This window comes from Desulfotalea psychrophila LSv54, assembly GCF_000025945.1.
Taxonomy (GTDB): Bacteria; Desulfobacterota; Desulfobulbia; order Desulfobulbales; family Desulfocapsaceae; genus Desulfotalea; species Desulfotalea psychrophila.
The window spans coordinates 3,153,675-3,179,844 of record NC_006138.1 but is presented as its reverse complement, the minus strand read 5'-3'; the positions used below and the strand labels follow the sequence as shown (position 1 = coordinate 3,179,844).

Annotated in this window: 27 protein-coding genes and 1 pseudogene; 7 read left to right on the top strand and 21 right to left on the bottom strand. The window is 45.4% G+C overall.

Translation table 11 applies throughout. The features are described from left to right. Positions 1–35: 35 nt before the first annotated feature. Together DP_RS14285 and DP_RS14280 are read right to left on the bottom strand one after the other, a co-directional pair. Entirely contained in the window at positions 36–1,622 is a 1,587-nt protein-coding gene (locus tag DP_RS14285; RefSeq protein ID WP_011190060.1) for a peptide chain release factor 3, read from the bottom strand. 162 nt (positions 1,623–1,784) lie between these two features. Beyond that, positions 1,785–2,978, bottom strand: a complete 1,194-nt coding sequence (locus DP_RS14280; protein ID WP_011190059.1) for an MFS transporter — start codon at positions 2,976–2,978, stop codon at positions 1,785–1,787. A 252-nt stretch (positions 2,979–3,230) separates the two neighbouring features. Here DP_RS14280 and DP_RS14275 point away from each other — a divergent pair, with 252 nt between their 5' ends. Then, positions 3,231–4,520: a 3-deoxy-D-manno-octulosonic acid transferase gene (locus DP_RS14275; RefSeq protein ID WP_156792321.1), complete on the top strand. Its 1,290-nt coding sequence runs from the start codon at positions 3,231–3,233 to the stop codon at positions 4,518–4,520. Between the two features lie 53 nt (positions 4,521–4,573). Here the strand turns inward: DP_RS14275 and DP_RS14270 are convergent, their stop codons facing one another. From DP_RS14270 to DP_RS14255, 4 genes are all read right to left on the bottom strand, one after another. Continuing rightward, positions 4,574–5,263, bottom strand: coding sequence for a lipid-binding SYLF domain-containing protein (locus DP_RS14270; RefSeq protein WP_011190057.1), 690 nt, complete (start codon positions 5,261–5,263; stop codon positions 4,574–4,576). A gap of 113 nt (positions 5,264–5,376) precedes the next feature. Next, complete coding sequence (locus tag DP_RS14265) at positions 5,377–6,594, bottom strand: glycosyltransferase family 4 protein (RefSeq protein ID WP_011190056.1); 1,218 nt, start codon at positions 6,592–6,594, stop codon at positions 5,377–5,379. Positions 6,595–6,598: 4 nt separating this feature from the next. Beyond that, a complete protein-coding gene (locus DP_RS14260; RefSeq protein WP_011190055.1) occupies positions 6,599–7,840 on the bottom strand; it encodes a D-alanyl-D-alanine carboxypeptidase/D-alanyl-D-alanine-endopeptidase in 1,242 nt (413 codons plus the stop codon). Positions 7,841–7,862: 22 nt separating this feature from the next. Further along, complete coding sequence (locus DP_RS14255; RefSeq protein WP_011190054.1) at positions 7,863–10,406, bottom strand: TIGR03960 family B12-binding radical SAM protein; 2,544 nt, start codon at positions 10,404–10,406, stop codon at positions 7,863–7,865. Positions 10,407–10,604: 198 nt separating this feature from the next. On the opposite strand from DP_RS14255, the gene DP_RS14250 reads away from it, so the two are divergent. Next, positions 10,605–11,423: a hypothetical protein gene (locus DP_RS14250; RefSeq protein ID WP_011190053.1), complete on the top strand. Its 819-nt coding sequence runs from the start codon at positions 10,605–10,607 to the stop codon at positions 11,421–11,423. Here DP_RS14250 and DP_RS14245 read toward each other — a convergent pair. From DP_RS14245 to rnd, 15 genes are all read right to left on the bottom strand, one after another. Then, positions 11,384–12,196, bottom strand: coding sequence for a hypothetical protein (locus DP_RS14245; RefSeq protein ID WP_011190052.1), 813 nt, complete (start codon positions 12,194–12,196; stop codon positions 11,384–11,386). The genes DP_RS14250 and DP_RS14245 overlap by 40 nt on opposite strands. After that, positions 12,193–13,911 carry a tetratricopeptide repeat protein gene (locus tag DP_RS14240; protein ID WP_011190051.1) on the bottom strand — a complete coding sequence of 573 codons (1,719 nt, stop codon included), beginning with the start codon at positions 13,909–13,911 and terminating at the stop codon, positions 12,193–12,195. Before DP_RS14240 ends, DP_RS14245 begins: the two co-directional genes overlap by 4 nt. Positions 13,912–13,915: 4 nt before the next feature. After that, positions 13,916–14,524, bottom strand: coding sequence for a dTMP kinase (gene tmk, locus DP_RS14235; RefSeq protein ID WP_011190050.1), 609 nt, complete (start codon positions 14,522–14,524; stop codon positions 13,916–13,918). Between the two features lie 15 nt (positions 14,525–14,539). After that, positions 14,540–15,538, bottom strand: coding sequence for a 4-hydroxythreonine-4-phosphate dehydrogenase PdxA (gene pdxA / locus DP_RS14230; RefSeq protein ID WP_011190049.1), 999 nt, complete (start codon positions 15,536–15,538; stop codon positions 14,540–14,542). Positions 15,539–15,565: 27 nt separating this feature from the next. Next, positions 15,566–15,952 (bottom strand): YraN family protein, encoded by a 387-nt coding sequence (locus DP_RS14225; protein WP_011190048.1) that lies wholly within the window; start codon positions 15,950–15,952, stop codon positions 15,566–15,568. Beyond that, positions 15,915–16,592 carry a ribonuclease HII gene (locus DP_RS14220; RefSeq protein ID WP_011190047.1) on the bottom strand — a complete coding sequence of 226 codons (678 nt, stop codon included), beginning with the start codon at positions 16,590–16,592 and terminating at the stop codon, positions 15,915–15,917. Before DP_RS14220 ends, DP_RS14225 begins: the two co-directional genes overlap by 38 nt. Before the next feature lie 141 nt (positions 16,593–16,733). Beyond that, positions 16,734–17,087, bottom strand: a complete 354-nt coding sequence (rplS, locus tag DP_RS14215) for a 50S ribosomal protein L19 (RefSeq protein WP_011190046.1) — start codon at positions 17,085–17,087, stop codon at positions 16,734–16,736. A 59-nt stretch (positions 17,088–17,146) separates the two neighbouring features. Next, the gene (locus tag DP_RS14210) at positions 17,147–17,719 is read right to left on the bottom strand and encodes an RNA methyltransferase (RefSeq protein ID WP_041278057.1); all 573 of its coding nucleotides are present in this window, start codon (positions 17,717–17,719) and stop codon (positions 17,147–17,149) included. 1 nt (position 17,720) lies between these two features. Further along, positions 17,721–18,476 (bottom strand): tRNA (guanosine(37)-N1)-methyltransferase TrmD, encoded by a 756-nt coding sequence (gene trmD, locus DP_RS14205; RefSeq protein ID WP_011190044.1) that lies wholly within the window; start codon positions 18,474–18,476, stop codon positions 17,721–17,723. 4 nt (positions 18,477–18,480) lie between these two features. Next, positions 18,481–19,026 carry a ribosome maturation factor RimM gene (rimM, locus tag DP_RS14200; protein ID WP_041278056.1) on the bottom strand — a complete coding sequence of 182 codons (546 nt, stop codon included), beginning with the start codon at positions 19,024–19,026 and terminating at the stop codon, positions 18,481–18,483. A gap of 5 nt (positions 19,027–19,031) precedes the next feature. Then, positions 19,032–19,262 (bottom strand): KH domain-containing protein, encoded by a 231-nt coding sequence (locus DP_RS14195; RefSeq protein WP_011190042.1) that lies wholly within the window; start codon positions 19,260–19,262, stop codon positions 19,032–19,034. A gap of 3 nt (positions 19,263–19,265) precedes the next feature. Then, on the bottom strand, positions 19,266–19,511 hold the full coding sequence (gene rpsP / locus DP_RS14190; protein WP_011190041.1) for a 30S ribosomal protein S16: 246 nt from the start codon (positions 19,509–19,511) through the stop codon (positions 19,266–19,268). A gap of 83 nt (positions 19,512–19,594) precedes the next feature. After that, on the bottom strand, positions 19,595–20,953 hold the full coding sequence (gene ffh / locus DP_RS14185; RefSeq protein ID WP_041278055.1) for a signal recognition particle protein: 1,359 nt from the start codon (positions 20,951–20,953) through the stop codon (positions 19,595–19,597). Between the two features lie 248 nt (positions 20,954–21,201). Continuing rightward, complete coding sequence (locus tag DP_RS14180; protein WP_041278054.1) at positions 21,202–21,495, bottom strand: hypothetical protein; 294 nt, start codon at positions 21,493–21,495, stop codon at positions 21,202–21,204. A gap of 14 nt (positions 21,496–21,509) precedes the next feature. Then, on the bottom strand, positions 21,510–22,634 hold the full coding sequence (rnd, locus tag DP_RS14175; protein WP_011190038.1) for a ribonuclease D: 1,125 nt from the start codon (positions 22,632–22,634) through the stop codon (positions 21,510–21,512). Between the two features lie 308 nt (positions 22,635–22,942). Here rnd and DP_RS17130 point away from each other — a divergent pair, with 308 nt between their 5' ends. The 5 genes and pseudogenes from DP_RS17130 (at position 22,943) to DP_RS14155 (ending at position 25,976) form a co-directional block, all read left to right on the top strand. Beyond that, positions 22,943–23,458 carry a DUF177 domain-containing protein gene (locus DP_RS17130; protein WP_011190037.1) on the top strand — a complete coding sequence of 172 codons (516 nt, stop codon included), beginning with the start codon at positions 22,943–22,945 and terminating at the stop codon, positions 23,456–23,458. Positions 23,459–23,500: 42 nt separating this feature from the next. After that, positions 23,501–23,689: a 50S ribosomal protein L32 gene (rpmF, locus tag DP_RS17640; protein ID WP_083818998.1), complete on the top strand. Its 189-nt coding sequence runs from the start codon at positions 23,501–23,503 to the stop codon at positions 23,687–23,689. A 9-nt stretch (positions 23,690–23,698) separates the two neighbouring features. Beyond that, positions 23,699–24,720, top strand: a pseudogene (gene plsX, locus DP_RS14165) (phosphate acyltransferase PlsX). Next, positions 24,717–25,691 (top strand): beta-ketoacyl-ACP synthase III, encoded by a 975-nt coding sequence (locus tag DP_RS14160; RefSeq protein WP_011190034.1) that lies wholly within the window; start codon positions 24,717–24,719, stop codon positions 25,689–25,691. The pseudogene plsX and the gene DP_RS14160 overlap by 4 nt, the downstream one beginning before the upstream one ends. 33 nt (positions 25,692–25,724) lie before the next feature. Then, positions 25,725–25,976 (top strand): electron transfer flavoprotein subunit beta, encoded by a 252-nt coding sequence (locus tag DP_RS14155; protein WP_011190033.1) that lies wholly within the window; start codon positions 25,725–25,727, stop codon positions 25,974–25,976. The last annotated feature ends 194 nt before the right edge of the window (positions 25,977–26,170 follow it).

Sequence of the window (26,170 nt, the reverse complement as noted above, 5' to 3'; positions counted from 1 at the left end):
GATTTTTTTTAAGGCTCAGCTTTTCAAGCGAGTCCCTAAATGTTTTCTCGGGTCTTATGGAAGTCGATATTAGGCCATTTTTCCATAAAGAAGTTGAGCATCCAGTCGCTTTGGGCAAGATGGGTGAGGAATCCCTCTGAGTCACGGGCCAGAGTTGATTGATTCTTCTTCTCAAATTCAGCCAGGGCCTTCTTATCTTCACAGCTCACCCAACGGGCAGCCTGATAAGAGATAGGCTCGTAGATAGCATCAACACTATACTCATTTTTGAGTCGTGCCATGGTTACCTCAAACTGCAGTACACCAACTGCCCCCATGATATAATCAGCACCAATGATTGGACGAAATACCTGGATAGCACCCTCTTCAGCGAGCTGAATAAGGCCCTTTTGCAGTTGCTTCATCTTTAGCGGGTTTTTCAGGATAACCCGTCTAAAATGTTCTGGCGCAAAGTTGGGTATGCCGGTGAACTTAAGGGGCTCTTTTATAGAAAAGGTGTCACCGATCTTGATTGTGCCATGGTTATGAATGCCGATAATATCCCCAGGCCATGCCTCTTCTACGTTGGCTCGTTCCTGGGCCATAAAGATGGTGGCGTTGGCAAGCGATATATCTTTGCCGAGACGGTGGTGATGTACCTTCATGCCTCGGGTAAATTTGCCGGAACAGATGCGGAAAAAGGCAATACGATCCCGATGGGCAGGATCCATATTGGCTTGTATCTTAAAGACAAAACCGGAAAAATTTTCTTCGCTTGGCAGCACTTCACGGCTGACAGCCATGCGCGGGCCGGGAGCAGGAGCCATGTCAATAAAGGCGTCAAGCATTTCCTGAACACCAAAATTATTAACGGCACTTCCAAAAAAGACAGGTGATTGGGTGGCACTGAGATACTGGTCATACTCCAAGGGGGTGGCTGCCCCTGCCAGAAGCTCAAGGTCCTCTCGGAGTTCAACTGCCTGACGGCCAAGGAGTTCATCGAGGAGGGGGTCGTCAAGGTCTTCAATCATCTGCCCCTGACCATCAATGCTTTCTGTGCCCGGTGTAAAGAGATGCAGGCGCTTTTGGTAGATATTGTAAACGCCCTTGAAGTCTTTTCCCATACCGATGGGCCAGGAGAGAGGAGCGCATTCTATCTGAAGTTTGTCCTCGATATCAGCCATGATATCAAGTGGATGCATTCCTTCTCTGTCAAGCTTATTGATAAAGGTTATAATCGGAGTATTACGCATCCGACATACTTCCATGAGCTTTTCTGTCTGAGCCTCAACACCCTTGGCGCTGTCTATGACCATAATTGCGGAGTCAACAGCCGTCAGTACACGATAGGTATCCTCTGAAAAATCCTGGTGACCCGGGGTGTCAAGGAGGTTTATCTCATGTTCCCTGTAGGTGAATTTCATTACAGAGGTTGTAACTGAAATTCCACGTTCCTGTTCAATTGCCATCCAGTCACTGGTTGCCTTGCGCTCAATCTTACGAGATTTTACTGCTCCTGCCATATTGATGGCGCCACCAAAGAGGAGAAGCTTTTCTGTAAGGGTTGTTTTACCTGCATCGGGGTGACTGATGATACCAAAGGTTCGCCGTTTGGCGATTTCCTGCTCAAGTTGTTTACTCATAGGATTTTTTTGTTTTTTATCATTAAATTAAAGAGAGAAACTCTTTATTAAAAAGCTTTCATAGGCTATCAAAAAATAGGCTTTTTTTTATATATTGCAAATAGAAAGTATATTTTTCTTTATTCAGTAATTATCAAGGACGGAAATCTTCGCCGTTATTATTTACTGTGCCCGTTGTTTGCGGTGCATTATAGGCAGAAACCTTCTCATGCAGTAGAGGCCGATCAGTGGCCCTGGCAGGAGGAGCAAAAAAAGGTGTTCTGTTATCATGAACTGCGACATCCAGTCCACAAACTGGATAGAGACTATGGTGAGGAAAAAGCCAATACTATTGACGAGGGTGAGGGCGGAACCTACCAGGTTTTTGGGTGCGTTTTGGGCAATAAGCGTTGAATATTGCGGCGAATCACCAGCGGCGCAGATGCCCCAGATCCACATGATAAAGAGAAAGGCTGGTAGAGGCAGTGCGAAAAATAGTGGTGAGAGCAGGCAGCAGGTGCCGGAGACGGTAAGCTGATAGCAGGCAACGGGGCCACTGCCTCTTTTTTGTGAAAGCAGGCCGCCCACAGAGCCACCTATAAATCCAGAGGCGATGACAATAAATGTCCATAGGGGAATATTTATGTCAGCCTGCGGATGGAGGGTGTTAAAGGCACTCAAAAAAAGAGGAATAAATGCCCACAGGGTGTAGAGCTCCCACATATGACCAAAATAGCCAAGGGCTGCGGCCCTCATGGCCTTTGCCTTGATAAGGGTAGAAAAGGCACCTCGGGCAAAGGGGATTCCCTGGGGGGCGCCTACCTCATTGGGGACAAATAAGAGCATGGCCAGACCACCAATGATGGAGAGGGTGGAGGTGGCGAGTAGTACGAGCTGCCAGGCAACGTGAAAGTCTGTTGTTTTTAGTAGGTGGGGAAATGCTGTGCCGATGGCCAGTGCTCCTACCAAAAAACCCAGGGCCCTGCCAAGGCCCTCCTTATAGATGCCCGCTGCAATTTTCATTCCGACAGGGTAGATACCGGCAAGGAAGAAGCCTGTGGCAAAGCGAAGGATGATGAGGCTGAGAAGACTATTTGGCAGAATGACAATAAGGCTGTTGAATAGGGCGCCAAGGAGGGAGCAGGTAAAAAATATTTTTTTAGGAGGGTATCTGTCAGCGATGGTAAAGTAGGCAAAAAAGAGGGTGCCCAGGATAAATCCAAGTTGAACGGATGAGGTAATATAGCTAGTTGCATGCGGGCTTATCCCCCACTCTTGAACGAGGTCGCTTACAATGGCATTTCCTGAAAACCAGAGTGATCCTCCGGCAAATTGTGATAAAACAATTATTGGTAAGGTCCAGCTTGATGTGCGCATAATTTTGGTGCCATCCAGAACAAATTTATACCTGACAGAGCAGGCTTTTTAAGTGTAAGTCAAAGTTTGACTGCCTTATTTACAGGAGGGGGGTATATTCGTCAATTGAGAAATGTGCTTTTTATCTCCCTTAATGCTGCAAAATATTGAGAAGAAAAACTCGTTGTTGCAAATATAATTGACAAGGATTGGCTAAGAGGCTAGCTTTGCAATTTTTTGCTTGAGAGTTTCAACCTTGAACTCAAAGGACCTATGTATCTATATAAAAATCTTTTGCTGAAAATATTTCTGGCATTTTATAGTCTGCTTTGGCGAATTGCCTTGCCTGTTTTGCGCTGTTTTCCCCGGCTTTCCAACGGTTGGCAGCAGAGGACCTTGCACGAGGTCCATGCGGGGCCCTTTGACCTGTGGCTACAGGCAGCATCTGGTGGTGAGTCGTTACTTAGTCTCATGGTTTTAAGGCAGCTGCAAAGGGATATGGGGCCAGTGAGAGGATGTCGAATACTCCTGAGCGCGGGAACCAGTCAGGGGGTTGGGATCCTCCTGCAGGGAAAAAAAGAGATTGAAGCGGTCAGTGATATTGAGGTTCAGGTGGTATATTTCCCCCTCGATGCTCCCTTTATAATGCGATCTGCCCTAAAAATATACAGGCCCAAGGTGATTGCTATTATAGAGACAGAGCTTTGGCCGGGCCTCCTCTATTGCGCCCGGCAGGCCTCTGTCCCTGTTCTTATTGTCAATGGCAGGATGTCTGCTGGTAGTTATCGATCCTATAGACATTTACGTCCGTTTTTTCGAGATTACGGGCCGAAAAAAATATTTGCCATTGCCGGGGATGATCAGCGCAGGTTTGCCGATGTATTTGGTATTGATCGAGTTCAGGCCATGCACAATATGAAGTTTGATAGGCTGGATACTCTGCTTGAACCGGCAGCGAAGAAGTTTGCGTTTTTGGAGAAGAAGAAATTTGTTGTTCTAGGCTCTATCAGGCGTCAAGAGGAAGAGGAAATTGTCCTTGCTCTGAAACGGTTTCTTGATGAAAGACCCGATGTTGTGGTGGGCATATTCCCTAAACATATTGAACGGGTAGCCTCTCTTGCCTCTCTGCTTCGGCAAAATGGAATTGAATTTACTCAACGTAGTGATTTAGATGTGGCAGACCTTCACCCGGAGGTATCTGTTGTTCTCTGGGATCTTTTTGGTGAGCTTGCCTCAGCCTATGCCTATGCCCATGTTGCCTTTGTTGGTGGCTCTTTGGCTCCTCTCGGTGGACAAAATTTCCTTGAACCTCTTGCCCACGGTGTTCGGCCCATCATAGGCCCTCATTGGCAGGATTTTGCCTGGGTCGGGCGTGGGGTTATTGAGCATGGTCTGGTGCGGGAGGTGGCGGACAGTAGCGAACTTGTAGCTGTTCTTTGTGAAGAGTTGGAGAGGGAGTGTTGCAGGGAACGCTTTCGGGAGCAGATAGAGGAGTTCTTTGCCGATAAAAAGGGAGGCACAGGGCAGGTATGTGCTGAGATAGGAAGATTGATCTTCTCCTAAAAAAGAGGGGCCCACAGGCTAGAGTCTGTGGGCCTCTCTCTATTTAGGTCTCTTTATTTACTATTGGCAAGTTTTTGTACTGTTTCTCTATAGGATATGCTCGCAGGGTTATTGACAGATTTTGCGATGAGAATGTCACTGGGAGAAACGGCTTTCTTGTAATATGCTTTGTCGAGGGCGTCGCGGACAGCTATAACCGAGCCGTCAAGGCTGAGTCCACCAAAGACACCCTTGGATTTGGAGTAAGCGATTATGTCAGCCGTTGAGGCCTTGGCACCGGCTCCTACGGGGCCTGCTGCAACACTTATATCGGCACCGAGCTTAAAGGAGGTAGTAAGCAGAGAGTCCATGCCTTTTTTGCTCATGACCAGCATGACAACCTGTGAGGCTTCAGCTCCAGCCTGTAGTCCCAGAGAAACACCTCCCATTGTATAAAAGGCAGGGCCAGTCCAGCTACCGTCTGAGTTTTGGCTGATAAGTGTGCCGGTACCACCCGAACCACCAAGGATGAAGCCTCCTCGAAGGCGTTGGGGAACGACCATGACAGCCTTGGCATTTTTAAGGTTATTGCGCAGCCATTGATAGTCATCATTGCTACAGAAATCTTTAAGGACAAGGGAGCACTGGGTGACAAGTGTTTGAGCCTCTTGGTACTGGTCGCTTTTTGCCCAGGCCCCGCTAGGACTTATCATAAGGAGAGTTATGATGGCTAAGAGAAGCTGGCTGAACTTTTTTGGGAACATAATTCTTACCCCTTGCTTGAAGCTTTTTTCGGGAAAAAGGACGTTTTTGCCCGAGCGCTACATTAAATAATGGTCAGAAACGTTTTTGGAAATCAAGAGGTATTTTTTTTCTTCTAGCCCTGGAAAACTTTTTGGTAGATACCTTCTATGCGCGAGAAGACATTGTCCCATGAGAAGTATTCGATATCATTTATAGAAGATTGGAGGGGAGATGTGCTGTTACCGATGAGCTGTTGCAGCGATTGCCGGAGGTTGTCGGTAAAAATATCTTTCTGGCTTTCCTTTATCTGGTCAATGGCAGAAAGCTCTGGCAGAGGGATCGTATAGAGGTTGGGAGATTTTGTTTTGCAGAAAATTTCGCATACTCCGGGAAGTTTGGTGCTCAGGACCCTGCAGTTAGAGGAGAGTGCTTCGAGCACTACCAGGGGCATTCCTTCGTAGAGGGAGGGCAGGATGAAGATATCGGCTGCCTTCATCTCTTGGGCGAGTTTTTGTTGGCTTATTGAACCCCGCAAGGTGGCCTTCGCTCCAAGGGCTTCACTGAGATCTCGGCAATGCCTTGCCTCTTCTCCTGTGCCACTGCCAACGATGGTGATGTGAAAGGGTAGCTCCACGAGTTCGCGCAGAGCCCTGAGTAAATATGGTACTCCCTTGGCGTAGCTTAACTTTCCTGCATAGAGAAGTTTGACAGGTGTCGTCTGTGCCTGTCTGCTCTCGGCCTTAAAGAGTTGGGTATTTACCCCTGCGCCCACAACCGTTATTCTCTCTTTTTCAATGCCATAGAATCTACAGATCTCGTTTTGCTGTTGCTCACTGAGGGCGAGGATATGGTCAATTTTCCTGCAACCCTTGACTACCCTCTCTTGAAAATGAGGGCAGGACTGATACTGGCGTAGGTCAGATCCATGGCAACTGGTGATTACGGGAATTTCCCCTGCCAGTTGTTTGATAAGAGAGCTGACCAACCAGAGATGATGGCTATGGATTATATCTGGCTGAAAGGCAGCTATGGCCTGCTGGATAGTCTCAGTAAAAACCTGTTGGTATGCCCGGATCTGTTCAGGTTGCAGGGCCTTGAACTGACTGCTGGGGTAGGGCATAATGTCGCTCATTCCGGGTAGGGAGAAGTTGAGCTGTTTTTTTTCAAAGGAGACAAAGCTGTGCCCCGCGGTAAGTGCCCCGAGCCAGTCTGGGGAAATTGCCTGTGGACCACTTCCTGCGATGAGAAAGTTTTGATATCCCCTTTTCCTGCTCTGGCGGAGCATCTCCTGAAGATAGATGCCACTGCCGGTAAAATCAGGATATTGGCTAAGGATGTGAAGTATGCGCATTGGCCTATGCCCCCTCTTTTTTTTGTCGGGAAAGATGGATAAGGTCTTCCAATACGGACATTCGTGAATTTTTTATCTGATTGAGAAATATAACAAATGGATAGAGCTTTTCTCCCCTGGGTTGAAATCCAGCAAGGCAGTAAACACCCCGGAGGGTACCCGTCTTGATGAATGTCCGTGTCTGGCTATTATAGGGGAGTAAGCTGTGATATGGAGCGAAATTTTCAAGAACCGTGATCATTGCCCTGGGGCTTATATGATTGTCACGTGAGAGGCCGGAGCCTTCAACGAGTTGCAACTGGCTCTTCTCTATACGCAGATCATTTTGGATAAAGGTGTTCAGGGCTCTCCTGCCCTTTTCCCAGGTGGCCGGTGCTCCATATTGGTGCAGACCAATCTGTAAAAAAATCTGGTTGGCAATGAAATTATTAGAATATTTCAAGCATTTACCAATTGTCTCTTGGAGGTTGCAGCTTGACTGCCAGTGGAGTACGAGCTGGCTTTTCTCTACTGCTTTCCCTCTCGCTATCCGTGCATCTTCTGTATTGATGCCGTTTCTTTTCAGGAGGGCGAGGAAGAGTTCCCCACTGTAGCGCAGAACCGGTGGCAGGTCATCTGCTACCATCTGGTTGACATTGATGCGGTGCTTGCCCGCTTCCAATCCCACTATATCTTTCATCAGCGCTAACTGTGGTGTTTGCTCTTCGGCGGATAAGACAATGCCAGTTTCATCCACCCTCACATTAATACTGTTGAAGTTGACAACGAGGGCTCCATTGTGGGCGTCGTAGGGTTGTTCTGTCTGCTCTGTGCCGAGTGCGGGCTGGGGAAGGTGGAAGAGTGAGGTCTCAAGACGGAGGGTGTGCACCCTGCTTACGCCTCGGAGTTTTAAGGCCCGGCAAATTTTGTCGATCTCTTCTGAAATCAGGAGGGGATCGCCACCGCCTATAATGGTGAGCGCCCCCTTTCCGTCATATAAAAAATCGGTGCTGAAACGATAGTCGCTCCCGAGGATACGCAGTCCTGCCAGAGCCGTGACCAGCTTGGTGGTGGAGGCGGGAATAAAACCTGTCGTTTCCTTGAGTCTGAGTGGCTTACTGGTAGTTGTAAACCAGTAGCCTCCATGGTCGATATCCTCCTGAAGGCTACTGCTACTGACCCATCCTGTTGGCAAAAACACCCATGCGAGGAGGACGAGAAGTAGCCTCCTCGTTATGGGTGTTTTTTTGAGACAGCATTTAATCATGGCATAGCTCGTAGCTTGGCATTTAATATCTGTTCTGAGATTTTATGGGGTGCCAGCCCGTTTTAAGGAGCTTGAGGCGGAGACTCTCCTCTGCATTGAGGGCAAAGATAAGGGCCAGGGCCTCAATGGGCTTTATGCCGGGGACGCTTGCACAGTTGATCAGATCCAGGGCAATGGTGTTGTCGCCAGTCATCTTTATGCTCTCGATGAGCGGTCGGGCATTGATGGTCTTTCTCTTGCCCTTACGAAGCCTTGACCACTCAAATACCTCTGCATCAGCAAAAGCTTGCAGTTTCTCCTGTTCTTCCAGGCCGAGGGCTTTAGGAAATGTCACCTGATAGCTGGTGATTATCTCTTGTGGAATCTTGCCATTATGAATCTCAACCCCGGTAACATCAATGCCAGGAGGTAAATTGTCGCTTAATCTGTCTGTCGCCTCGGCTAAATTTTCAAATGGAGTGGGGAGGTCGAGGATGAAATATTCTGCCAGACTCTCCGTGCCTACGGCAAGCGCTGGTCCAAAGGAGACCTTGGGACTTGGGTTGAACCCTTGGGAGAAGTTGGTCTCAATATTTGCCCTGCGCAGGGCCCGAAATACAACCAGTAAGATTTCCAGATGACCAAGAAAGCAGATATTTCCCTTACGAGAATAGTGAACGATATATTTGAAATGGTGATCCTTGTTGTCCACGACCCTTTTTTCAGGAACTGGTCGTCGCTCAGGCTCTTCTAAGAATCTTTTTTTGTTGAAGACAATTGGGGCCACGGTTTTGAAATCACAGACACCGCATTTCTGGCATTTGTTATAACGACAATCTGGAGTATAGGTTTCTGCTACTGCCCTTTCCAGTTCGTCCTTGAAAAAATCTGTGGTAACCCCGGTTTGGATGTGCTGCCAAGGGAGCACCTCACTTAGATCACGCTCTCGGAGATACTGATCCATGTCAATCTCGACAGCCTTGGCAGCTTCGCGCCAGAGATAGAGGTTGAAATGCTCGGACCAACCATCAAGGCGAGCGCCCATTTCCCAGGCCTTAATAAGGAGGTTCAGTGATTTTCGGTCACCCCTTGAGAAAACACCTTCCAAAAAGCTCTGTTCCGGGGTGTGCCATTTAAACTTACAGCCCTTTTTGGGGAGGACCTCTTTGAGAATTTGGATTTTTCTCTTACTCTCTTCGATGGTGAGCTGGGCAGCCCACTGAAAAGGCGTATGTGGCTTGGGAACAAAGGTGCCAACGCTGACATTAACCTGACTCTTGCGTGAATTGCCACCAGCATCGCGGAACTGTCGAACCTTATTGGTGAGTTCTCCTATCGCCTCAATATCCTCATCTGTTTCGGTGGGTAGTCCGATCATAAAGTAGAGCTTCATTAGGGTCCAGCCAAGGGTAAATGCCTCCTTGCAGGTGTCGAGCAGGGCCTCTTCGGTAATGCCTTTATTTATAACTCGGCGTAGACGTTCGCTACCGGCTTCCGGGGCCATGGTAAAGCCTGTTTTACGCACCCTTTTTATCTGATCCATGATGTTTTGTGACAGGGTTCCCACTCGCATGGAGGGCATGGCCACTGAAACAAATTTTTCAGAAAATTCATTCATTAGGTCAGGTAGCAGCCCATCAAGGCAGGAGTAATCACCTGTTGACAGGGAGAGGAGGGCCAGTTCATCAAAACCGGAATCCTGGATGGCTTCTTTGGCAAGTTTTTTTATCTGCTCAGGACTACGCTCCCGTACGGGACGGTAGGTAATACCGGCCTGACAAAATCGACATCCTCTGGTGCAGCCCCGTGCAACTTCAATTCCAAGACGGTCGTGGACAATCTTGGCATTGGGTACAATGGGTTTGAGCAGGTGAGAAATTTCTTCAAAGTCTTTAACAAAACACTTAAGGACTGTTTCCTTGGGTCCTGTTGCCTCTATTTTGGTCAGGATGCCCGCATCATCGTAGATGGGGGTAAAATGGCTGGGGACGTAGATGCCATCAAGCTCGGCAAGTTTTGTTAGGAGAGTCTCTTTGGGCCAATCTTCTTTTTTTGACTGTTGCACCAGTTCAGAGATGAGAAGGATAACATCTTCGCCATCACCAACAACAATTGCGTCAAATATTTCAGCAACGGGTTCCGGGTTAAAGGCTCCTGCTCCGCCGGCAATGAGCAGGGGAGAGCTAGAGTCACGATCCTTTGCCCTGAAGGGGATGTTAGCAAGGTCCAAGATGGTCAGGATATTGGTGTAGCATAACTCGTAGGGGAGGGTAATACCAATGATATCAAAGTCTTTGAGGGGGGTGCCTGACTCAAGACTGGTAAGGGGCAGATTCTTCTCCTTGAGCAGTTTTTCAACGTCTCTCCCCGGACAATAAGATCGTTCGGCGAGAAAGTTGTCCGATGCATTGAGAATATGGTAAAGAATCTGTAGTCCCTGGTGGGACATACCTATTTCATAAAGATCTGGGAAAATAAGAGCATTGCGTACAGAGGTGTCTTGCCAGTTTTTTTGAGTAGAGTTAAATTCTTGTCCGAGGTACCTGCCTGGTTTACTTATAAAAGGGAAGAGGCTACAATCTGTCATGATTTATTTTTTATTATAAAGGTTCTATTGTGAGACTAGGCAATATGGGACACATCCCATAATAACTTTATGCACCTAGGTGATATATTGAATATAACTATTATGCTCTCTTCCTTTACTGAAAATTGTTTGACTTTTCAAGTCAGGAGAAAGGCAAGGAAATGTTTGGTTGTTGCTTTTTTATCTTAATGGCTTGTTATGAAAAAGAAAGACCTTGTTTTAGGGAGATTTTGTTTTTTGCTGGTATTGTCAATCTTATCGCCAATATTTGCTTTTAACCCCTCCCCTGCCGAAGCTGTGACCGTGATTCACGCGACACCCAAGGCCAGAAAGATACGTATCCCTGTTGATCTTTCTCTTGGAAGTTTAAATAAGAACAGTACTTGTCAGGTTCAAGACGAGAGTGAACAGGCTAGTCCTGCTAAAGAGAGGAAAATAGAATATCCTCTTATCAGGGTAACTCGTTTGCCACGTAAGAAAAGCCAGACGCCAGCTCCTACCATAACAGAAAATACGCCTAATGGTCGGGGAATATCCGTCTATTCACCTCGCCTGAAAAGAATTGGCAGGGGGATGAAGAAGGTACTTCGTCAGGAAAAATATTCAGTTCAGCCCTCTCCTGTAGGTCTTGTCCTTCTTGGCATAACACATTTAAAATCTTCCCAATCAGAAGAGATTGTCTTTTGTCTTGATAAGTTCGTTATGCCCGTTGTGGGGGCAGAAAAAAATGGGAAGTTACGTGTGTTTTGCCAATTTACAGCCGTTTCCCCGGGGGATGATATACGGGCTGTGACCCTATTGGATGGAAGTAAGTATATTGAAAGTATTTACAGCCCTCTCCAATACAGTTCGGAACAGTTCGAAACCATTATAACCTTTAAACCCAATTATATTTACAACATAGGGCAGTCTGTTAACAGACAAGGTAATACCTTTTCTCTTATTGTCACCGGTGAGGCGAAAAACGTCTCCAATGATCAGGAGCTTTGGCGAAAGCCCGGTGGGGGGACTATTTGAAAGCTTGTTTTCTGCAATCGTGGTTGAGCAATGATCTCTGTTAATATGATTTTTATTTCAGCTCCATAGGAGAGTCCTGAGATGGTTATAAGGCTAGGGATTTCATAACCGTCAATGACTGTCCAGTCATCATAGAGAATCACAATTTGTTGTTTCTCTGTGGATCCTATTGTCCTGCCAATAATTTTTCTGCCGCGATAATCAACGAGAATGTGTTCAGCTGTTGTCCCACTTAGAGGTGCGTACCATATGCCGCGATTCTTCTTATCATCTTTAAGAGCCCATGGAGGATTAAAGCCTCTGCCTATTTGAGCGGAGAGAATATTGGCTAGGCCAATTTGGGCTATCTCCTTCGGCAGATCTTGATCCCTTAGAAATTGGCTTATTTTATCTCGTTGATAGCTCTTGCTTTGGGTGTTGATTGTTTGCCAGTTTTGCCCGTCACCTGTTGCAACCACAAGAGGCTGGCCCAGGGGACTTGAAAGAACAAATTTTATATAAGATGGTGAGAGAATGGCCAGATAGCCTGCGAATTTTTTGTTTTTAAGGCTACTGGTGATTTCAATACGGGCCTCGGCATCAAAGCTTGGATTTATTGCCCTCTGTGCCCGTTGTATATCAGCAAATTGTCTCTGGTACTCCTCATAGGCTGGGTCTAGTTTAAGGATTAAGGTCTTGCTCTGCCAGGGGACACTACTACAGGAGCTTAGGAGTAGGGGGAGTAACAGGCAAAAGAGGATCGATGACTTTGGCAGGCGTGGGAAGAATATCATGGTCTGTTTTCTTGAGCTTGGCTGAGGATGTGCCCTATTTTTTCTTTGAGGAAGATTTCTTTTTGGCGGATGTCTCTCTCTTTATAGAGTTTGAGCGCAGATCTGTATATTATTATCGCATTTTCGTAATCCTGCAAGCGGAGATAGGTATCGCCCAGATGCTCGGCAATAAAGGGATCCTGAGGTTCTATTTTGTGGGCTTTTTGCAGTTCGGTCAGGGCCATGTCCCATTCGCCTAATTTATAATAGCACCAGCCCAGACTATCGTGGATAAAGCCATTCTCGGGCAGTAATCTGGCAGCCTTTTGTAGGTATATTTTTGCTTGGGGGAGGTTTATTTCGTTATTTGCCCAGGTGTAACCAATAAAATTAAGGGCCTGCACATTTGCACTGTTTTTTTTCAGGACCTCTAGCATGAGGTCAACCGCTTCAGAAAAGCGTTCCTTTTTATCGAGAAAGAGGGCATAGGCATACGAAATATCCGGATCAACGGGGAACTCCTTTAAGCCATGACGATATGTCTGTTCTGCCATTTTCTCATTTTTACTTTGGCTGTAGGTGGCTGCTAGTAACTTGTACCAATAAGGAGTGTTCTCTGCTTTTATTTGAGCGTTTATGATTTTTATAGCCTGAGAAAATTGGTTTATTTGGAACAAGATTTGCAAACGTAGATGGATAGACTGTTCATAGCTTGTATCGTTATTTTTTATATAGCGAAGCCATTGCAATGCTTTATTATACTGTTGTTTTTCGTAGGCAAGGATAGAGAGGGTCAGTGCGGCCTTACCTGAGGAGTAGCGGGGAATCATCTCTTCAAGCAATTTTTCTGCCTGAACTGTCTGTCCTTTGGCCAGTAGGGTCTGGCTGACCAGCAAATCAAGATACTCCGGGTTTTCGCTATAGCTCCGTCTATTATTGAGTTCTTTGAGGGCTTGCTCTGTTTTTTTTATTTGCAATAGAGAGAGTAATTTCAGGGAAAAGGCAAGCTCTTCGCTCTGGTCTGTCAGCAAAATTTTATTATAGAGGGCCAGGCTCTGTTCATAGTCGCTTAACTCAGTGTAAAAATTGCCCACCTCATAGGCCAGAGGTATTGACCACTCCAGTTTAAGAGCCTTTTCATAATGGGTTGCTGCCTTTTGTAGTTGATTGTCGGCGAAGAGATTTTGGGCAAGATAGAGATGGGCAAGATAGGAGTCATTGTTGGTATGGAGAATTCTATAGTAGACAGCCTCGGCCTGTCGATATTGGCCAAGGTTGTGATAGAGAAGGGCGAGGCGAAGAAGTATATTTGTAGTCTCTTTTTCTTTGAGAAGGTGATTATATATATCTGTTGCCCGTTCCGGATTTCCTGTTTCGCTATAGAGTCTGGCCAAGAGGAGAGAGAGAAAAATTTTGTCCTGCTGGGTAGTCATATTGTTTTCTATCCAGATTCTTGCCTCTTCAAAAGCTCCCATCTTGATCATCATTAGAGGCAGTTTGTTTTGTATGTAGATTGATCCTGGATCACAGATCAGGGCCTCTTGGTAGTACTGGAGGGCATTTTCGTAATTAGAGTTCAGCTCTTCTGTGTGTGCCTTCAAAAAGGAGGAATAGGCGCAAATCTGCCCATTCTCCTCTTGGATACTGGCTGGTGTCGTTGACCTTTCCGTAGTTATTGCGCTACAGGAGATCAGTAGGGGCAGGGCGCAGATGATAAGAAGAGACCGTTTACCCATAGAGTTATGCCATTTTTAATAATTGTTTGACCTGCATTATGATATCTCTTTGGACATTATCTATGGATTGGCAGGCGTTAATGTGGCGTATATAGGGAAAGGAGAGAGAATTGAAAATAGTAGATACCTTTTCAAGCATCTCCGCCTTTTCGAAATCATTAGTTTCTTCCCCTCGTGAACTGGTAATACGCCTTCTGCCATCCTCTACGGGAATTTGCAGAAGAAGGGCCAGATCAGGGGTGGGGGCAAAGCTGTTACGCTGAAGTATCTCTTCAACATCAAAACCTAGTGCGCCCTGATAGGCCGCGGTGGAGAGATAGTATCTGTCACAGAGAACTATTTTTCCAGCACTGATTGCGGGGTTGATAAGTTTATTGACGTGTTCTCGGCGGTCGGCTAAAAAAAGCTCCAGCTCTTCGTTTCTGGTGACCTTGTTCCGGTCTGTATAGAGCTGTCGTATTTTTTGCCCATAGGGCCCATTTGTTGGTTCGAAGCTGGCTATAACATCAAGACCTTTACTACGAAGGTAGTTGGCAAGCATCTTTATCTGGGTAGATTTCCCAGCGCCGTCTGTGCCCTCAAAGATAATTAATTTTCCAGGATTGTTACTCATTTTATACCGTAAAACCTATAAATTTTGTTGTCTATGGATGGTGATCTGTTCTGCAAGTTCAATTGCTGCGGCTAGGCTACTGTGGCTGGCAATACCCCTTCCTGCAATGTCATAGGCAGTGCCATGGTCCACAGAGGTGCGAACGATGGGGAGACCCAAGGTAACGTTTACACCATCTTCAAAGTGGATGAGCTTGAAGGGAATGAGTCCTTGATCGTGGTACATACAGACCACGGCATCAAATTCTCCGGCAATGGCCTTAACAAAAACGGTGTCTGGGGGTAAAGGCTCACTTACCTTTATTCCCTCTGCTCTGGCCTGTTCTATGGCAGGCATGAGGGTTGTTGCCTCTTCATTGCCGAAAAGTCCGCCCTCACCGGCGTGGGGATTGAGTGCTGCCACGCCAATCCGAGGCATTTTAAAACCCAGATCATCCTGAAGACTGGTATGGGTTATCCTGATCATCTCCAGCACCCTGGGCACGCTCAACTGGGCGGCCACTGTCGCAAGTGGACAGTGAAGGGTAACAAGGGTAACTCGGAGTCGGTCGCCTGCCATCATCATGCCAACTTTCTCTGTGCTGGTCAAGGAGGCGAGCATTTCTGTATGGCCGGGAAAATGGAAGCCTGCCTGATTCAGAGATGCCTTGGATATAGGGCAGGTAACGATGCCTGAGAATATTCCTGCCTGGGTCATCTCTACAGCCTTGGTAATATAGGAGGCCATTGCCGTTCCGGAGGCGTGGTCGGGTGCTCCCCATATATGCTTTTTAATATTGGAGAGAGGCATAACGAGAAGGGACTGTTGCTCTATCTGTTCTCCTGGTTGCCAGGCAGTGATGGGGACATTGAGGCCTAATTCCTGAGCTGCCTTTTTCAGAATACCTATATCGCCAAGGACAATATTTGCCCGTTGTTCTGTTTTGTGAAGGAAATTTTTTAAGATTATCTCAGGGCCGATACTAGAGGGGCAACCCATTGTAATGGCGAGGGGCAGGGGAGCTTGGTTTTGCATATTGGTTACCTGTTTGCAGGTGATTTATCAGAAGATGCCATTGAATTTTTCTAGCTCAAAGGCATTATGGATAAGTTCAAATATTGGTGGAGAGTTTTCATCTAAAATAATTCCGATGACATCAAAACGGATTGCCTCATCAAATAATTCTGTTTCGGCAAGATATGTTTGAGCAACTCTGATGATTTTCCGTTGTTTTTGTTTGGTAACAGCGGCAACAGGACTTCCCCAATCACTGTTTGATCTTGTTTTCACCTCAACAAAGACAAGATCTCCACCTTCTTGGGCAATAATATCAATTTCCCCATATTTTTTCCTGTAGTTTTTTTGCAGAATGACATAACCCTGTTTTTTTAGGAAGCGGCAGGCGAGGTACTCACCCTCTGCCCCCTTTTTCTTGCGAAATATCGACATACTCTTTTACTCCCTTAAAAGATCTGCGATGATAACAGGTGATGCCAAATTCCCCGATTGCCTCACGGTGTTTTTTGGTGGGATAGCCACTATTGGTATTAAAACCATATTGGGGATATTGGCTATGCAGATCTTGCATGTATCTGTCCCGGGTCACCTTGGCCACAATACTTGCGGCGGCGATGGAGGCACTCTTGGATTCTCCTTTGATCAGAGCAACTTGAGCGAGATCAATGGGCACTTTAAACTTGCCGTCAACAAGAAGAAAGCTCGGCCGTGAACAGTTGGACGCAAGGTCCTCGATGGCCAGTTTCATGGCTAAGAGAGATGCCTGAAGGATGTTTATCTCATCAATAATTTTTTCAGATACGGTGCCGATACCAATGAAGGCATCTATTTCCGTGAGTAGTTGAAAGAGATGAACTCGTTTTTTGTGGCTGAGAATTTTTGAATCCTGAAACAGATGATGGTCGCAGTCTGCCGGCAAAATCACAGCCGCGGCAATGACAGGTCCAGCAAGGGGGCCTCGACCCACTTCATCGGTGCCAGCTATGATATCATAGCCAAGATTATGAAGAGATCGTTCAAGAAAAAAATTGTCCTGCGGGAGCTGGGATAAAAGAGGGATGATGTCTTTCATAAAGACTCACTTGCAATGCAAAAAAAAAGCACCTGTAAGTGCAAAACAGGATGGAGGATCCACCTGGCTGGGAAAAAATATGAAGAGTTCAAAACAGTGCTCTCCTCAAAGAGAAAAACACTGTTTTGAATAATGCTATTCTTAACGTCTGAGACTGCGCTCACGAATACGTGCAGCCTTACCGCGAAGATCACGGAGATAGTAGAGACGTGAACGACGTACACGACCACGGGTGATAACCTCGATCTTCTCGATACGTGGATTGTGCAGTGCGAAGGTCTTCTCAACGCCAACACCGTGGGAGATTTTACGTACGGTGTAAGAAGCATCCATGGTGCCTTTTTGACGTTTGATTACAACGCCTTGAAAAAGCTGAACCCTTTCTTTACTTCCCTCAATGATGCGAATATGTACTGCTACGGTGTCACCTGGACGAAAATCTGGGTGATCTTGACGCATCTGCTCTTGATTAATTCTGTCTATTATTATGCTCATAGCGTTTTTTATAGTGGTTATATTTTTTGGTAAATACCAGTTACTTGGTTTGTTAACGACTATTCCCAGCCAAGCAATCTGTCCATGATTATAGCAACGGCAGCTCGTACAGGAAGGTGATTATAATCTGTTCCACCGTCAATAGGTGGCAGAACAAAATCAACACGATTCATCACTTCAGGAGCGAGGCCATGAGCCGTGCCAAATAGGAGAAGTATGGGCTCGTTAAGGCCTAATTTCTCCCGAACTTTATCATAGGCAAGTGTATTTTCACTTACCTTTGCACTGGTAGCAATAACAGTGGGTTTACGCCCATGTTGCTGCTCTATTGTTTCAATTACAGCATCAATTGATCCAGCCATTGAAACAATGCTCAGGGCCTCTTTGCGAGCAGGATTATAGGTTCCCCCATGTCCTGTTTGCCAGTGAGCAATGATTTCACCAATGAGTTTTTGTTGATCCTCGTAGGGGGTGGTTAAATAATATTGGCCCACACCATACGTCCGCGCAACTCTGGCTATATCATGAAGATCCAGATTTGTCACGGCAGAACCGATTATTTCTCCAACTTTATTTACAACTGGGTGGTGAACCAGAGCAATTGAAACATTTTTTGCGCCTAAAGTAACCATATCAGTCAATATCTTGCAAGGCAACTATTTTGGAGTACAAATTATGTTGCTTGAGCAATTTTTTCTCTCTTTTGTTGAAGATCTCTTTTTTTAGCAGACCAGGTCTTTTATGAAAAGTTCGTTCAACAGAAGCAATAAATCGATAGTCTTCTATTGCCTGATGATCACCGGATAAAAGTACGTCCGGAACTTCAAGCCCCTCAAAAATGCGAGGGCGAGTATATTGAGGATGCTTGAGGAGGTGACGGCTAAAAGTGTCATTTGTGACACTTGCATCACAACCAAGCACTCCTGGTAATATGCGACTAACTGAATCGACTACCATTAAGGCGGCAAGTTCTCCACCAGTTAAGATGAAATCTCCAAGGGATATTTCATCATCAATATATTTTTCACAAAAACGCTCGTCAACACCCTCATAACGGCCACAGACTAGAGTAATACTTGATTCTTGAGCAAGTTCTTCGGCAACTCTCTGTGTATACTTTCTACCCTGAGGAGTGAGGAAAATTACTCTGCCTGCATCTTTCTTTTTGATATCTTGGACAGCAAGGCTGAGTGGCTCTGCCTTCATAACCATTCCCTCACCACCGCCATAGGGGCGAGCATCCGTGGTGGAATGTTTATCAGAGGCATATTGCCTAATATCAACAATGTTAACGTCTATACTTCCCGAATTTTGTGCTCTTTTCAAAATGCCCTCTTCAAGGGGAGAAGAGAGGAGATTGGGGAAGATAGTCAATATGTTAAATAACATACTGTTATGTTTCGTTCATATTAATGAGGCCCTCAGGAGGGTCAATGACAATATATTCTTCACCTGTTTCAACAACAATGTCTGCTATTATCGGTATAAGAATTTCATCACCATTTGGAGCTGAAACCACCATGATATCTTGGGCTCCATTGGAAAACATTTCGCGAACCTTGCCAAAACTATTTCCATCCAAACCAACAACCTCTTTGCCGATAAGCTGGTGCCAGTAATATTCACTTGCATCAATTTCAGGAAGGGAATCTCTTGCTACGAGAACCCCCCTTCCCTCAACATGTTCAGCTCGATTTCGATCAAATATTGTTTCAAATAAGGTAATAGCCATTTTGCCCTGGGGGCGACTCTTATTTACCTGAAGCGAAGGTGACAAGACACCTTTTTCATCAACAAGGAATACCTGTTGATAATCAGAAAGCCTTTCTGGATGGCCAGAGTAAAGAAAAACCTTTACTTCACCTCGCATACCATGAGCTTTTACTATCTTACCGATGAGAACAAATTTGTCCTCTGGGAAATTATATTCAGAACTCATAATATTTATTCGACGATATCAAGCCGAGAACGCATGTCTTCTTTAGCAGCTGTTGCTGAAAGAATGGAACGCATAGCTCGTGCAGTTCTTCCTTGTTTGCCAATACCCTTACCGAGATCGTCGGGTGCTACCGCGAGCTCCAAGGTGATGGTATCATCTGTAACAGATTTAGATACCTTCACCTCTTCAGGATGATCAACAAGTGATTTGGCTATATGTGCTATTAGTTCCTGCATATCTTACTTGTTTGCAGCAGCTTTTTTCAAGAGACTCTTGACTGTGGTAGTAGGCAAAGCACCACGTCCTACCCAATCTTGCAACTTCTCATCGTTGATGGTGATAACTGCTGGATCTTGCATAGGATCATATGTTCCTACGATATCAAGAAATTTACCATCGCGTTTAGCCTCACTGTCAGCTACAACAAGACGATAAAAAGGCATCTTCTTTCTTCCAAGTCTGGTTAGTCTAATACGTACTGCCATTCCGGTAACTCCTCCGGTTATTGTTCCCGCGCCATATTCGGCACATCACAGATCATAAATAATATCTTTGTCGTGAGACAAAGTTATCTTCTCTTTTTCATACCTTTTGGTAACTTCCTGCGTTTTTCGCCTGTAATAAGTCCTGGCTTTCCACGCATTTTTTTCATCATCTTCAGCATTTCTGAATAACTTTTCAACACTCTGTTTACATCAGTTATACTTGTTCCAGAGCCGTCTGCAATACGCTGACGTCTACTGGTATTGATGAGCTTGTGGTTTCTCCGTTCCTTGAGTGTCATGGAACGAATAATAGCTTCTGTTTTGCCGAGCTCTTTCTCATTTGGTTGTGGGGCATCTTTAATTTTCTTGAGCTTATTAATGCCTGGAACCATACTTAAAATTTGGTCAAGAGAACCCATTTTCTTGATTTGTTGAATTTGGTCAAGAAAATCTTCCAGCGTAAACTGATTGGTTTGTAATTTGTGCGCAAGCTTATTGGCCTGGTCTTTATCTACAACGGCCTCTGCTTTTTCGATAAGGGTAAGGACATCACCCATACCTAAAATACGAGAGGCAACCCGTTCAGGATGGAATACTTCAAGGGCATCAAGAGCCTCGCCAACACCTACAAACTTAATTGGCTTGCCAGTAACTGTCTTAATAGACAGGGCTGCACCGCCTCTTGCATCACCTTCCATCTTGGTAAGGATAATACCAGAAATTTCTAAGTCTGTGTTAAATTTATCGGCAACAGTTACCGCGTCCTGTCCTGTCATTGCGTCGGCAACGAAGAGGATCTCGGAAAGCTGTACTGCTGCTTGAATCTCTTGGAGTTCGCCCATTAGGACATTATCCACATGCAATCGACCGGCGGTATCAATTATGACGGTATCATAATTTTTTATCTTCGCCTCGGCAATTGCCTGGGTACAAATATCAACAGGCTTTGTCGCTGTTGTTGATGGGTGCACCGGCACATCTAGTCTGTCGCCAAGCACCTGAAGCTGCTCAATTGCCGCAGGTCGATAGACATCGGCGGGGACAAGATAAGGTCTGCGTCCCTTGTCTTTGAGCATTTTTGCCAGTTTACCCGAGGTGGTTGTTTTACCAGAGCCCTGCAGGCCTGCCATCATAATGACAACAGGTTGACGGCCATCAAGCTCTATTTGAGCTGTATCTCCACCAAGGAGACTGACAAGTTCTTCATGAACTATTTTGATTATTTGCTGTCCGGGCGATAAACTTTTGCCAACTTCACGTCCGATGGCCTTTTCCGTCACAGAAGCAACAAATTGCTTAGCAACTTTAAAGCTTACATCGGCATCAAGTAGAGCAATACGCACCTCACGCATGGCATCCTGAATATTGTCTTCAGTCAGTTTACCATGGCCACGAAGTTTTTTAAATACGCCCTCTAGCCTGTCCGTTAAATTTTCAAACATAGTTCGTGTAGCCCTGTATTGTATTGTGTGGCAATTATGAGTTCGGCAGAAAAAATGAACCCACCACTTTGCACTTATACACATAAAATGAATATGGAAATAAAATCACCATATCTTCATTACATAATAAAATAAATGCAATGTAACTAGTACAAAAAACAGCCATCTTACTTTGTGCTTACCGATAAGTCAAGCAGTCAGCACTCTTCTTTAAAAAAAGTAGTCCCCCTTTTTGTGTGAGGAAAAGACTAAGATGTTATGTTTTTTTGGAATCCGTATAGTATCAGGTAAATAATGCTAGCCGGCCAAATTATCAGGATAAGTGCAATCCAAAAAAATTTATCTTTTTGTCTGAAGTTACTTTTGCACATTATGTTGCGTAATACAACAAACATATAGCCAATGTTGATGAAAAATCCGGTGCTGGCAAGGATGAGCATTGGTTTCAGTTGGCGTAGCTCCGGATTCAGGGCGAGTGCTGCGGCAAGGCCGAGCACGAAAAAAATAGAAAAGAGGCTGTAGATTTTTTCAAAAGTTGTCATCGGCAAAATTTTTGTTAGATGGTGTCTCTGTGAATTTGATAGAAATCTTTAAGGAATTCTTTTCGCCAACCAAAGGATTGTCTCATATGGGTAGTCTTGCCCTTATAAAGTGTCTGGATGATTTTTTTCAGTTCGTTACTGTTACCAAGTAGAGCCGGGTCGATGCCCAGAATGTCGCATTTAAGGGTGATAAGCTCTTTGAGCTGTGCCAGAGCACCTTTTTCCTGGGAGGAGAGTTGGCTTCTCTTCTGTTGGTGCGGAAGGTCGACCTCTTTCTTATTAAGAGCTCTGGCTGTTGCCTGGCATATATCGTTGCCATATCTCTCTGCTGCTTTGGTGCTGATTGCCGTGTTGGCAAGTTCTTCTGGGCGTGTTGGTCTTATTGCTGCGATCTCAAGCAGGATGTCGTCTTTGATTACATGGCCCCTTGGCCGGTTAAGTTCCCGTGCTTTCTGTTCTCGCCAGGTGGCAATCTCTTGGGCAACGCCTATGGATTTTCTGTCTAGCTTGTTGACGCCCTTTACTTTCTTGTAGCGGCTTTCGTCGGCTATGGTGCTGTAGTTAGCTGGGTTATTTAGTAGATTGAGCTCTTCTTGGAGCCAGGATTTGATCTTGGGGCCAATGATTTTGCTGAGGAGAATTACTCGTGTTGCCCGTAGGTAGCGTACGTCGTTGAGCGAGTAGCTGAGCTGCTTTTCTGTGAGAGGTCTTTTCAGCCAGTTTGTTCGGGTCTCGCTTTTATCGAGTTCTGTTTCAAGTTGTTCGCTGACTAGCTGGAGTAATGATATGGTTGAGATGGAACCGGCAAATCCTGCCGCAAGTCTTGTGTCAAAAATATTTTGTGGTGTCGCCCCCGTTGCCTGGCTCATGATTATTAAGTCCTGAGGCGCATCGTGTAATATTTTAATGGTGTTTCTATCTGCCAAAAGCTCTCCTAGTGGGCTGAGGTCTTTTATGGATAGAGGGTCGATGGCATAACATTCTTCGTCGGAGAGGGCTATCTGGATCAGGCCTAGTTGCGGGTAGTATGTTCTCTCCCAGACAAATTCGGTATCGAGACCTACGGCATCGAGCTTAAGGGCCTTGTTTACTATTTTTTTGAGATCTTCAGTAGTGGAAATAATATTTTCTTGCTTCATAGTTGACCGTTGTAAGTTGAATTAGAGTATCTGACCATCTTGATTTACAGGATTTTTTTGTTATTGTACAGACACATGACGAATAGAAGCTTTCTTTATTGCGAGATTTGTGCTTAAAAGCTTGTGATGAGAGGATAATAAAATAGAGGTAAGCTTTTGTCAGTAGTTTTTCCCAGAGACTGTGAAACGTGAAAGAGGAAAGAATCTTTTTTCATATGTCATTTTTTTCTGGTCATTGTTGGGGAAATTGATTATTTTGTTAGTCTTTGTCTTTTATCATAAAGATTTTTGAGTTGTTTTGAGGGAAAATGAAACTTGATTTTAGTGAAATAGTAGGTGCTTCTCGTGTTTTTTCTTGTGAAAATACGGGATGGTATAGTTGGCCTGAAGAACTGGTCGGTGGGGAACTTGTTGCTCACTACTCGGTTGTTCGTCAAAACAATGAAGCGGTTGTACTGGCAGGTAGCTTAACAGGATGCTGTGTCGGAACATGTGTTAGTTGTGGTGAGAAGGTTAATCTTGCTATTCAAAGTGAATTTGCCTATACCCTTACAACTAAAGAAGAGATCATCTCAGACTTAGCAGAAGTCGAGTTTGAAGTGGATGATCTTATGACTGTTTATCTAGAAGAACCGGTTGTTGATGTTGAAGAACTCCTGCGTGAGCAGGCTGAACTATCTTTGCCCTTGCGGGTGGAATGCAGGGAAGATTGTAAAGGGATCTGTGCTGGTTGCGGAGTTTTGCTTAATGAGCAGAAGTGCCAGTGTAGCCCCTATGATTCGACATCGCCGTTTGCTGTTTTAAAGAAACTTTCACAGCGCTAGTCGCTGGATTTACTAGAAGTAGTTGCTAATTGGAGGAAAACCATGGCCGTACCTAAGAGAAGACATTCCCGTTCACGAACTCGCCTAAGACGTTCACATGATGCCCTGAGTGCACCAGCACTTTCTCTTTGCTCTGAGTGTGGAGAGCCAAAAGAGCCGCATCGTCTTTGCGGAAGTTGCGGTAAGTACAACAAGCGCGAAGTATTTAGTCTTGAAGCTGAAGTAGAGTAGGGGTCTGACGTGCAAATAGCCCTGGACGCCATGGGCGGAGACCATGGATCGAAGGAACTGATAGCCGGGGCATTGCTAGCTGTAGAAGAGGCAGATGTTAAGGTACTTCTGGTCGGAGATGAGGCGAAGCTTCAGTCTGCCCTGGATGTACTGTGCCTTCTTCTAAAGCGCTTTCACGGATAGATATTGTTCGTTCATCTCAGGTTATTGAGATGAACGAACATCCTGTTGATGCTATTCGTAAAAAGAAGGATGCATCCATTGTCGTAGCCTTTGATCTGGTTAAACAGGGCAGGGCTAATGCGGTGGTAAGTGCCGGTAATTCAGGCGCTACCCTTGCCGCAGGCATGCGTAAACTTGGTCGATTAAAGGGTGTTGCTCGCCCGGGAATCGCCTCGACTTTTCCTACCTTGAAAAAGCCTGTTGTTCTTATGGATATCGGAGCCAATGTTGACTGTAAACCGCTTCATCTGTTTCAGTTTGGTGTAATGGCCTCTGCCTACTCCTGTATTCATGGTATAAAAAATCCAACTATTGGTCTTCTCTCTAATGGAGAGGAGTCAGGAAAGGGCAATGCCCTTGTGAAGGAGACACATCAGCTACTTGCTGATAGTTCCCTGAACTTTATCGGTAATGTTGAAGGAAGAGACGTATATCAAGGCAATGTAGATGTTATTATTTGTGATGGTTTTGTTGGTAATGTCTGTTTAAAGATCAGTGAAGGATTGGCTGATGCTGCGATGCAGATGTTGCGTGATGAAATTATGAAATCGACGCTTGCCAAAATAGGTTATCTCTTGGCAAGACCTGCCTTTAAGGCCTTTAAAAAGCGAGTAGACTACACAGAGTATGGTGGAGCACCGCTTCTTGGCATTAATGGTACTGGTATTGTCTCCCATGGTAAGTCCAATGCCCGGGCAATTAAGAATGCTATTCTTGAAGCCATAAATATGGAACGTCATCATGTGGGTCAAGCCATTCTTGAAGGCCTCGCATTAGAAGAACAAAACAGTGGTGGATGTAGCTCATGAGTGTAGTGATTCTTGGAACAGGCTCTTGTTTGCCAGAGAAGATTGTGACCAACAAAGATCTTGAAAAAATTGTTGAGACCAATGATGAGTGGATCAGAACAAGAACAGGTATTTGTGAACGTCGCATAGCAGGCCCTGGAGAACAGGCTTATATTCTTGCCAGTCGTGCTGCCAAAAATGCTCTCGACGCAGCCGGGCTTGTGGCCGAAGATCTTGATATGATCGTGGTGGGAACAATCAGCGCTCATATGGTTATGCCTTCCTGTGCCTGTATGATACAGCAAGAAATTGGTGCTAAAAAAGCATTTGCCTTCGATGTGAATGCCGCCTGTTCCGGCTTTTTATATGCCATGGAGGTTGGTTCAAAATACGTGGCGACTAATCCTGCCATGAAAGTGCTTTGTATTGGTACTGAGACTCTTTCTGCGAGAACAAATCAGCAGGATAGAAACACCAGTATTATTTTTGCCGATGGTGCCGGAGCTGCTGTTATCGGTTATGAAGAAGGAGATAGGGGGATTCTTGCCTCTAAGCTCTTCTCCGATGGTTCTTTTGGTGACATATTGTTTCTCAGTGGTTCCGAGAGCACGAACACTGATCTGCGATTAGGTGAGTATGAGGGAAGCCATATTCATATGGAGGGCCGTGAAGTTTTCAAGCATGCCGTGCGGGCGATGGAAGGTGCGGTTAATACCATAATGGAAGAGGTTGGTGTCTCTCCTCACGAAATTAAGTTACTTATTCCCCATCAGGCGAATATTCGTATTATCAAAAATCTTGGTGAGCGTTTAGGATTGAGTTCCGAGCAGGTTTTTGTCAACATTGCTAACTATGGAAATACCTCTGCTGCCTCTGTGCCCATTGCCCTTGATGAAGCGGTACGCGGTGGTAAAATTGAATCAGGCGACCTTGTGCTTCTTTGCTCATTTGGTGGAGGATTCACCTGGGGTGCGAGCCTTATTCGTTGGTAGTTCGCTTTTCTAGCGACTATTTTTGCAAATTCCATGCGTATAGCTGTCTGTATAAAACAGGTTCCTGATACCGAAAAGATTCGTCTTGTTCCAGAGACGGACACTCTTTTATGTGATGGGGTAGAATTTGCCGGTTCAGACACCCTTGCAACTTCCTATGCCCTTTCAAAAACACTTACTTTGCGTGGTCCCTACGATTTAATTCTCTGCGGTAAACAGGCCGTTGCTGGAGATACAGCTCAAGTGGGTCCTGCCTGCCTTTCATTTGAGCATAGTCTTTGCTAGGCTGGCTACCAGGATAGAGATCGGTGAATCTGGTCGTCTGCTTGTGGAGAGAAAGATGTCTGTTGCTTACGATCTACTGAAGGAGCCCCTACTGGTTATGCTCTTTGTTGGTTAGGAAGTAGCTGAACCTGTTGTCTTCCCTGTTTCTTTCATAGAGAGTGAAAAGAGCTCCTTGGGAGTAGCTGATCTGAGTG

Bases quoted from the DNA above. Each gene is read 5' to 3' on its own strand.
- DP_RS14220 (WP_011190047.1), bottom strand. From the start codon at position 16,592: ATGAAAGACATCATCCCTCTTTTATCCCAGCTCCCGCAGGACAATTTT.
- rnd (WP_011190038.1), bottom strand. From the start codon at position 22,634: ATGAAGCAAGAAAATATTATTTCCACTACTGAAGATCTCAAAAAAATA.
- ffh (WP_041278055.1), bottom strand. From the start codon at position 20,953: ATGTTTGAAAATTTAACGGACAGGCTAGAGGGCGTATTTAAAAAACTT.
- rpmF (WP_083818998.1), top strand. From the start codon at position 23,501: ATGGCCGTACCTAAGAGAAGACATTCCCGTTCACGAACTCGCCTAAGA.
- DP_RS14265 (WP_011190056.1), bottom strand. From the start codon at position 6,594: ATGCGCATACTTCACATCCTTAGCCAATATCCTGATTTTACCGGCAGT.
- DP_RS14180 (WP_041278054.1), bottom strand. From the start codon at position 21,495: ATGACAACTTTTGAAAAAATCTACAGCCTCTTTTCTATTTTTTTCGTG.
- DP_RS14280 (WP_011190059.1), bottom strand. From the start codon at position 2,978: ATGCGCACATCAAGCTGGACCTTACCAATAATTGTTTTATCACAATTT.
- DP_RS14245 (WP_011190052.1), bottom strand. From the start codon at position 12,196: ATGATATTCTTCCCACGCCTGCCAAAGTCATCGATCCTCTTTTGCCTG.
- trmD (WP_011190044.1), bottom strand. From the start codon at position 18,476: ATGTTATTTAACATATTGACTATCTTCCCCAATCTCCTCTCTTCTCCC.
- DP_RS14225 (WP_011190048.1), bottom strand. From the start codon at position 15,952: ATGTCGATATTTCGCAAGAAAAAGGGGGCAGAGGGTGAGTACCTCGCC.
- pdxA (WP_011190049.1), bottom strand. From the start codon at position 15,538: ATGCAAAACCAAGCTCCCCTGCCCCTCGCCATTACAATGGGTTGCCCC.
- DP_RS14155 (WP_011190033.1), top strand. From the start codon at position 25,725: ATGCGTATAGCTGTCTGTATAAAACAGGTTCCTGATACCGAAAAGATT.
- DP_RS14260 (WP_011190055.1), bottom strand. From the start codon at position 7,840: ATGATTAAATGCTGTCTCAAAAAAACACCCATAACGAGGAGGCTACTT.
- rplS (WP_011190046.1), bottom strand. From the start codon at position 17,087: ATGAGCATAATAATAGACAGAATTAATCAAGAGCAGATGCGTCAAGAT.
- DP_RS14270 (WP_011190057.1), bottom strand. From the start codon at position 5,263: ATGTTCCCAAAAAAGTTCAGCCAGCTTCTCTTAGCCATCATAACTCTC.
- DP_RS14250 (WP_011190053.1), top strand. From the start codon at position 10,605: ATGAAAAAGAAAGACCTTGTTTTAGGGAGATTTTGTTTTTTGCTGGTA.
- DP_RS14195 (WP_011190042.1), bottom strand. From the start codon at position 19,262: ATGCAGGAACTAATAGCACATATAGCCAAATCACTTGTTGATCATCCT.
- DP_RS17130 (WP_011190037.1), top strand. From the start codon at position 22,943: ATGAAACTTGATTTTAGTGAAATAGTAGGTGCTTCTCGTGTTTTTTCT.
- DP_RS14240 (WP_011190051.1), bottom strand. From the start codon at position 13,911: ATGGGTAAACGGTCTCTTCTTATCATCTGCGCCCTGCCCCTACTGATC.
- DP_RS14210 (WP_041278057.1), bottom strand. From the start codon at position 17,719: ATGGTTACTTTAGGCGCAAAAAATGTTTCAATTGCTCTGGTTCACCAC.
- rpsP (WP_011190041.1), bottom strand. From the start codon at position 19,511: ATGGCAGTACGTATTAGACTAACCAGACTTGGAAGAAAGAAGATGCCT.
- rimM (WP_041278056.1), bottom strand. From the start codon at position 19,026: ATGAGTTCTGAATATAATTTCCCAGAGGACAAATTTGTTCTCATCGGT.
- tmk (WP_011190050.1), bottom strand. From the start codon at position 14,524: ATGAGTAACAATCCTGGAAAATTAATTATCTTTGAGGGCACAGACGGC.
- DP_RS14255 (WP_011190054.1), bottom strand. From the start codon at position 10,406: ATGACAGATTGTAGCCTCTTCCCTTTTATAAGTAAACCAGGCAGGTAC.
- DP_RS14160 (WP_011190034.1), top strand. From the start codon at position 24,717: ATGAGTGTAGTGATTCTTGGAACAGGCTCTTGTTTGCCAGAGAAGATT.
- DP_RS14275 (WP_156792321.1), top strand. From the start codon at position 3,231: ATGTATCTATATAAAAATCTTTTGCTGAAAATATTTCTGGCATTTTAT.
- DP_RS14285 (WP_011190060.1), bottom strand. From the start codon at position 1,622: ATGAGTAAACAACTTGAGCAGGAAATCGCCAAACGGCGAACCTTTGGT.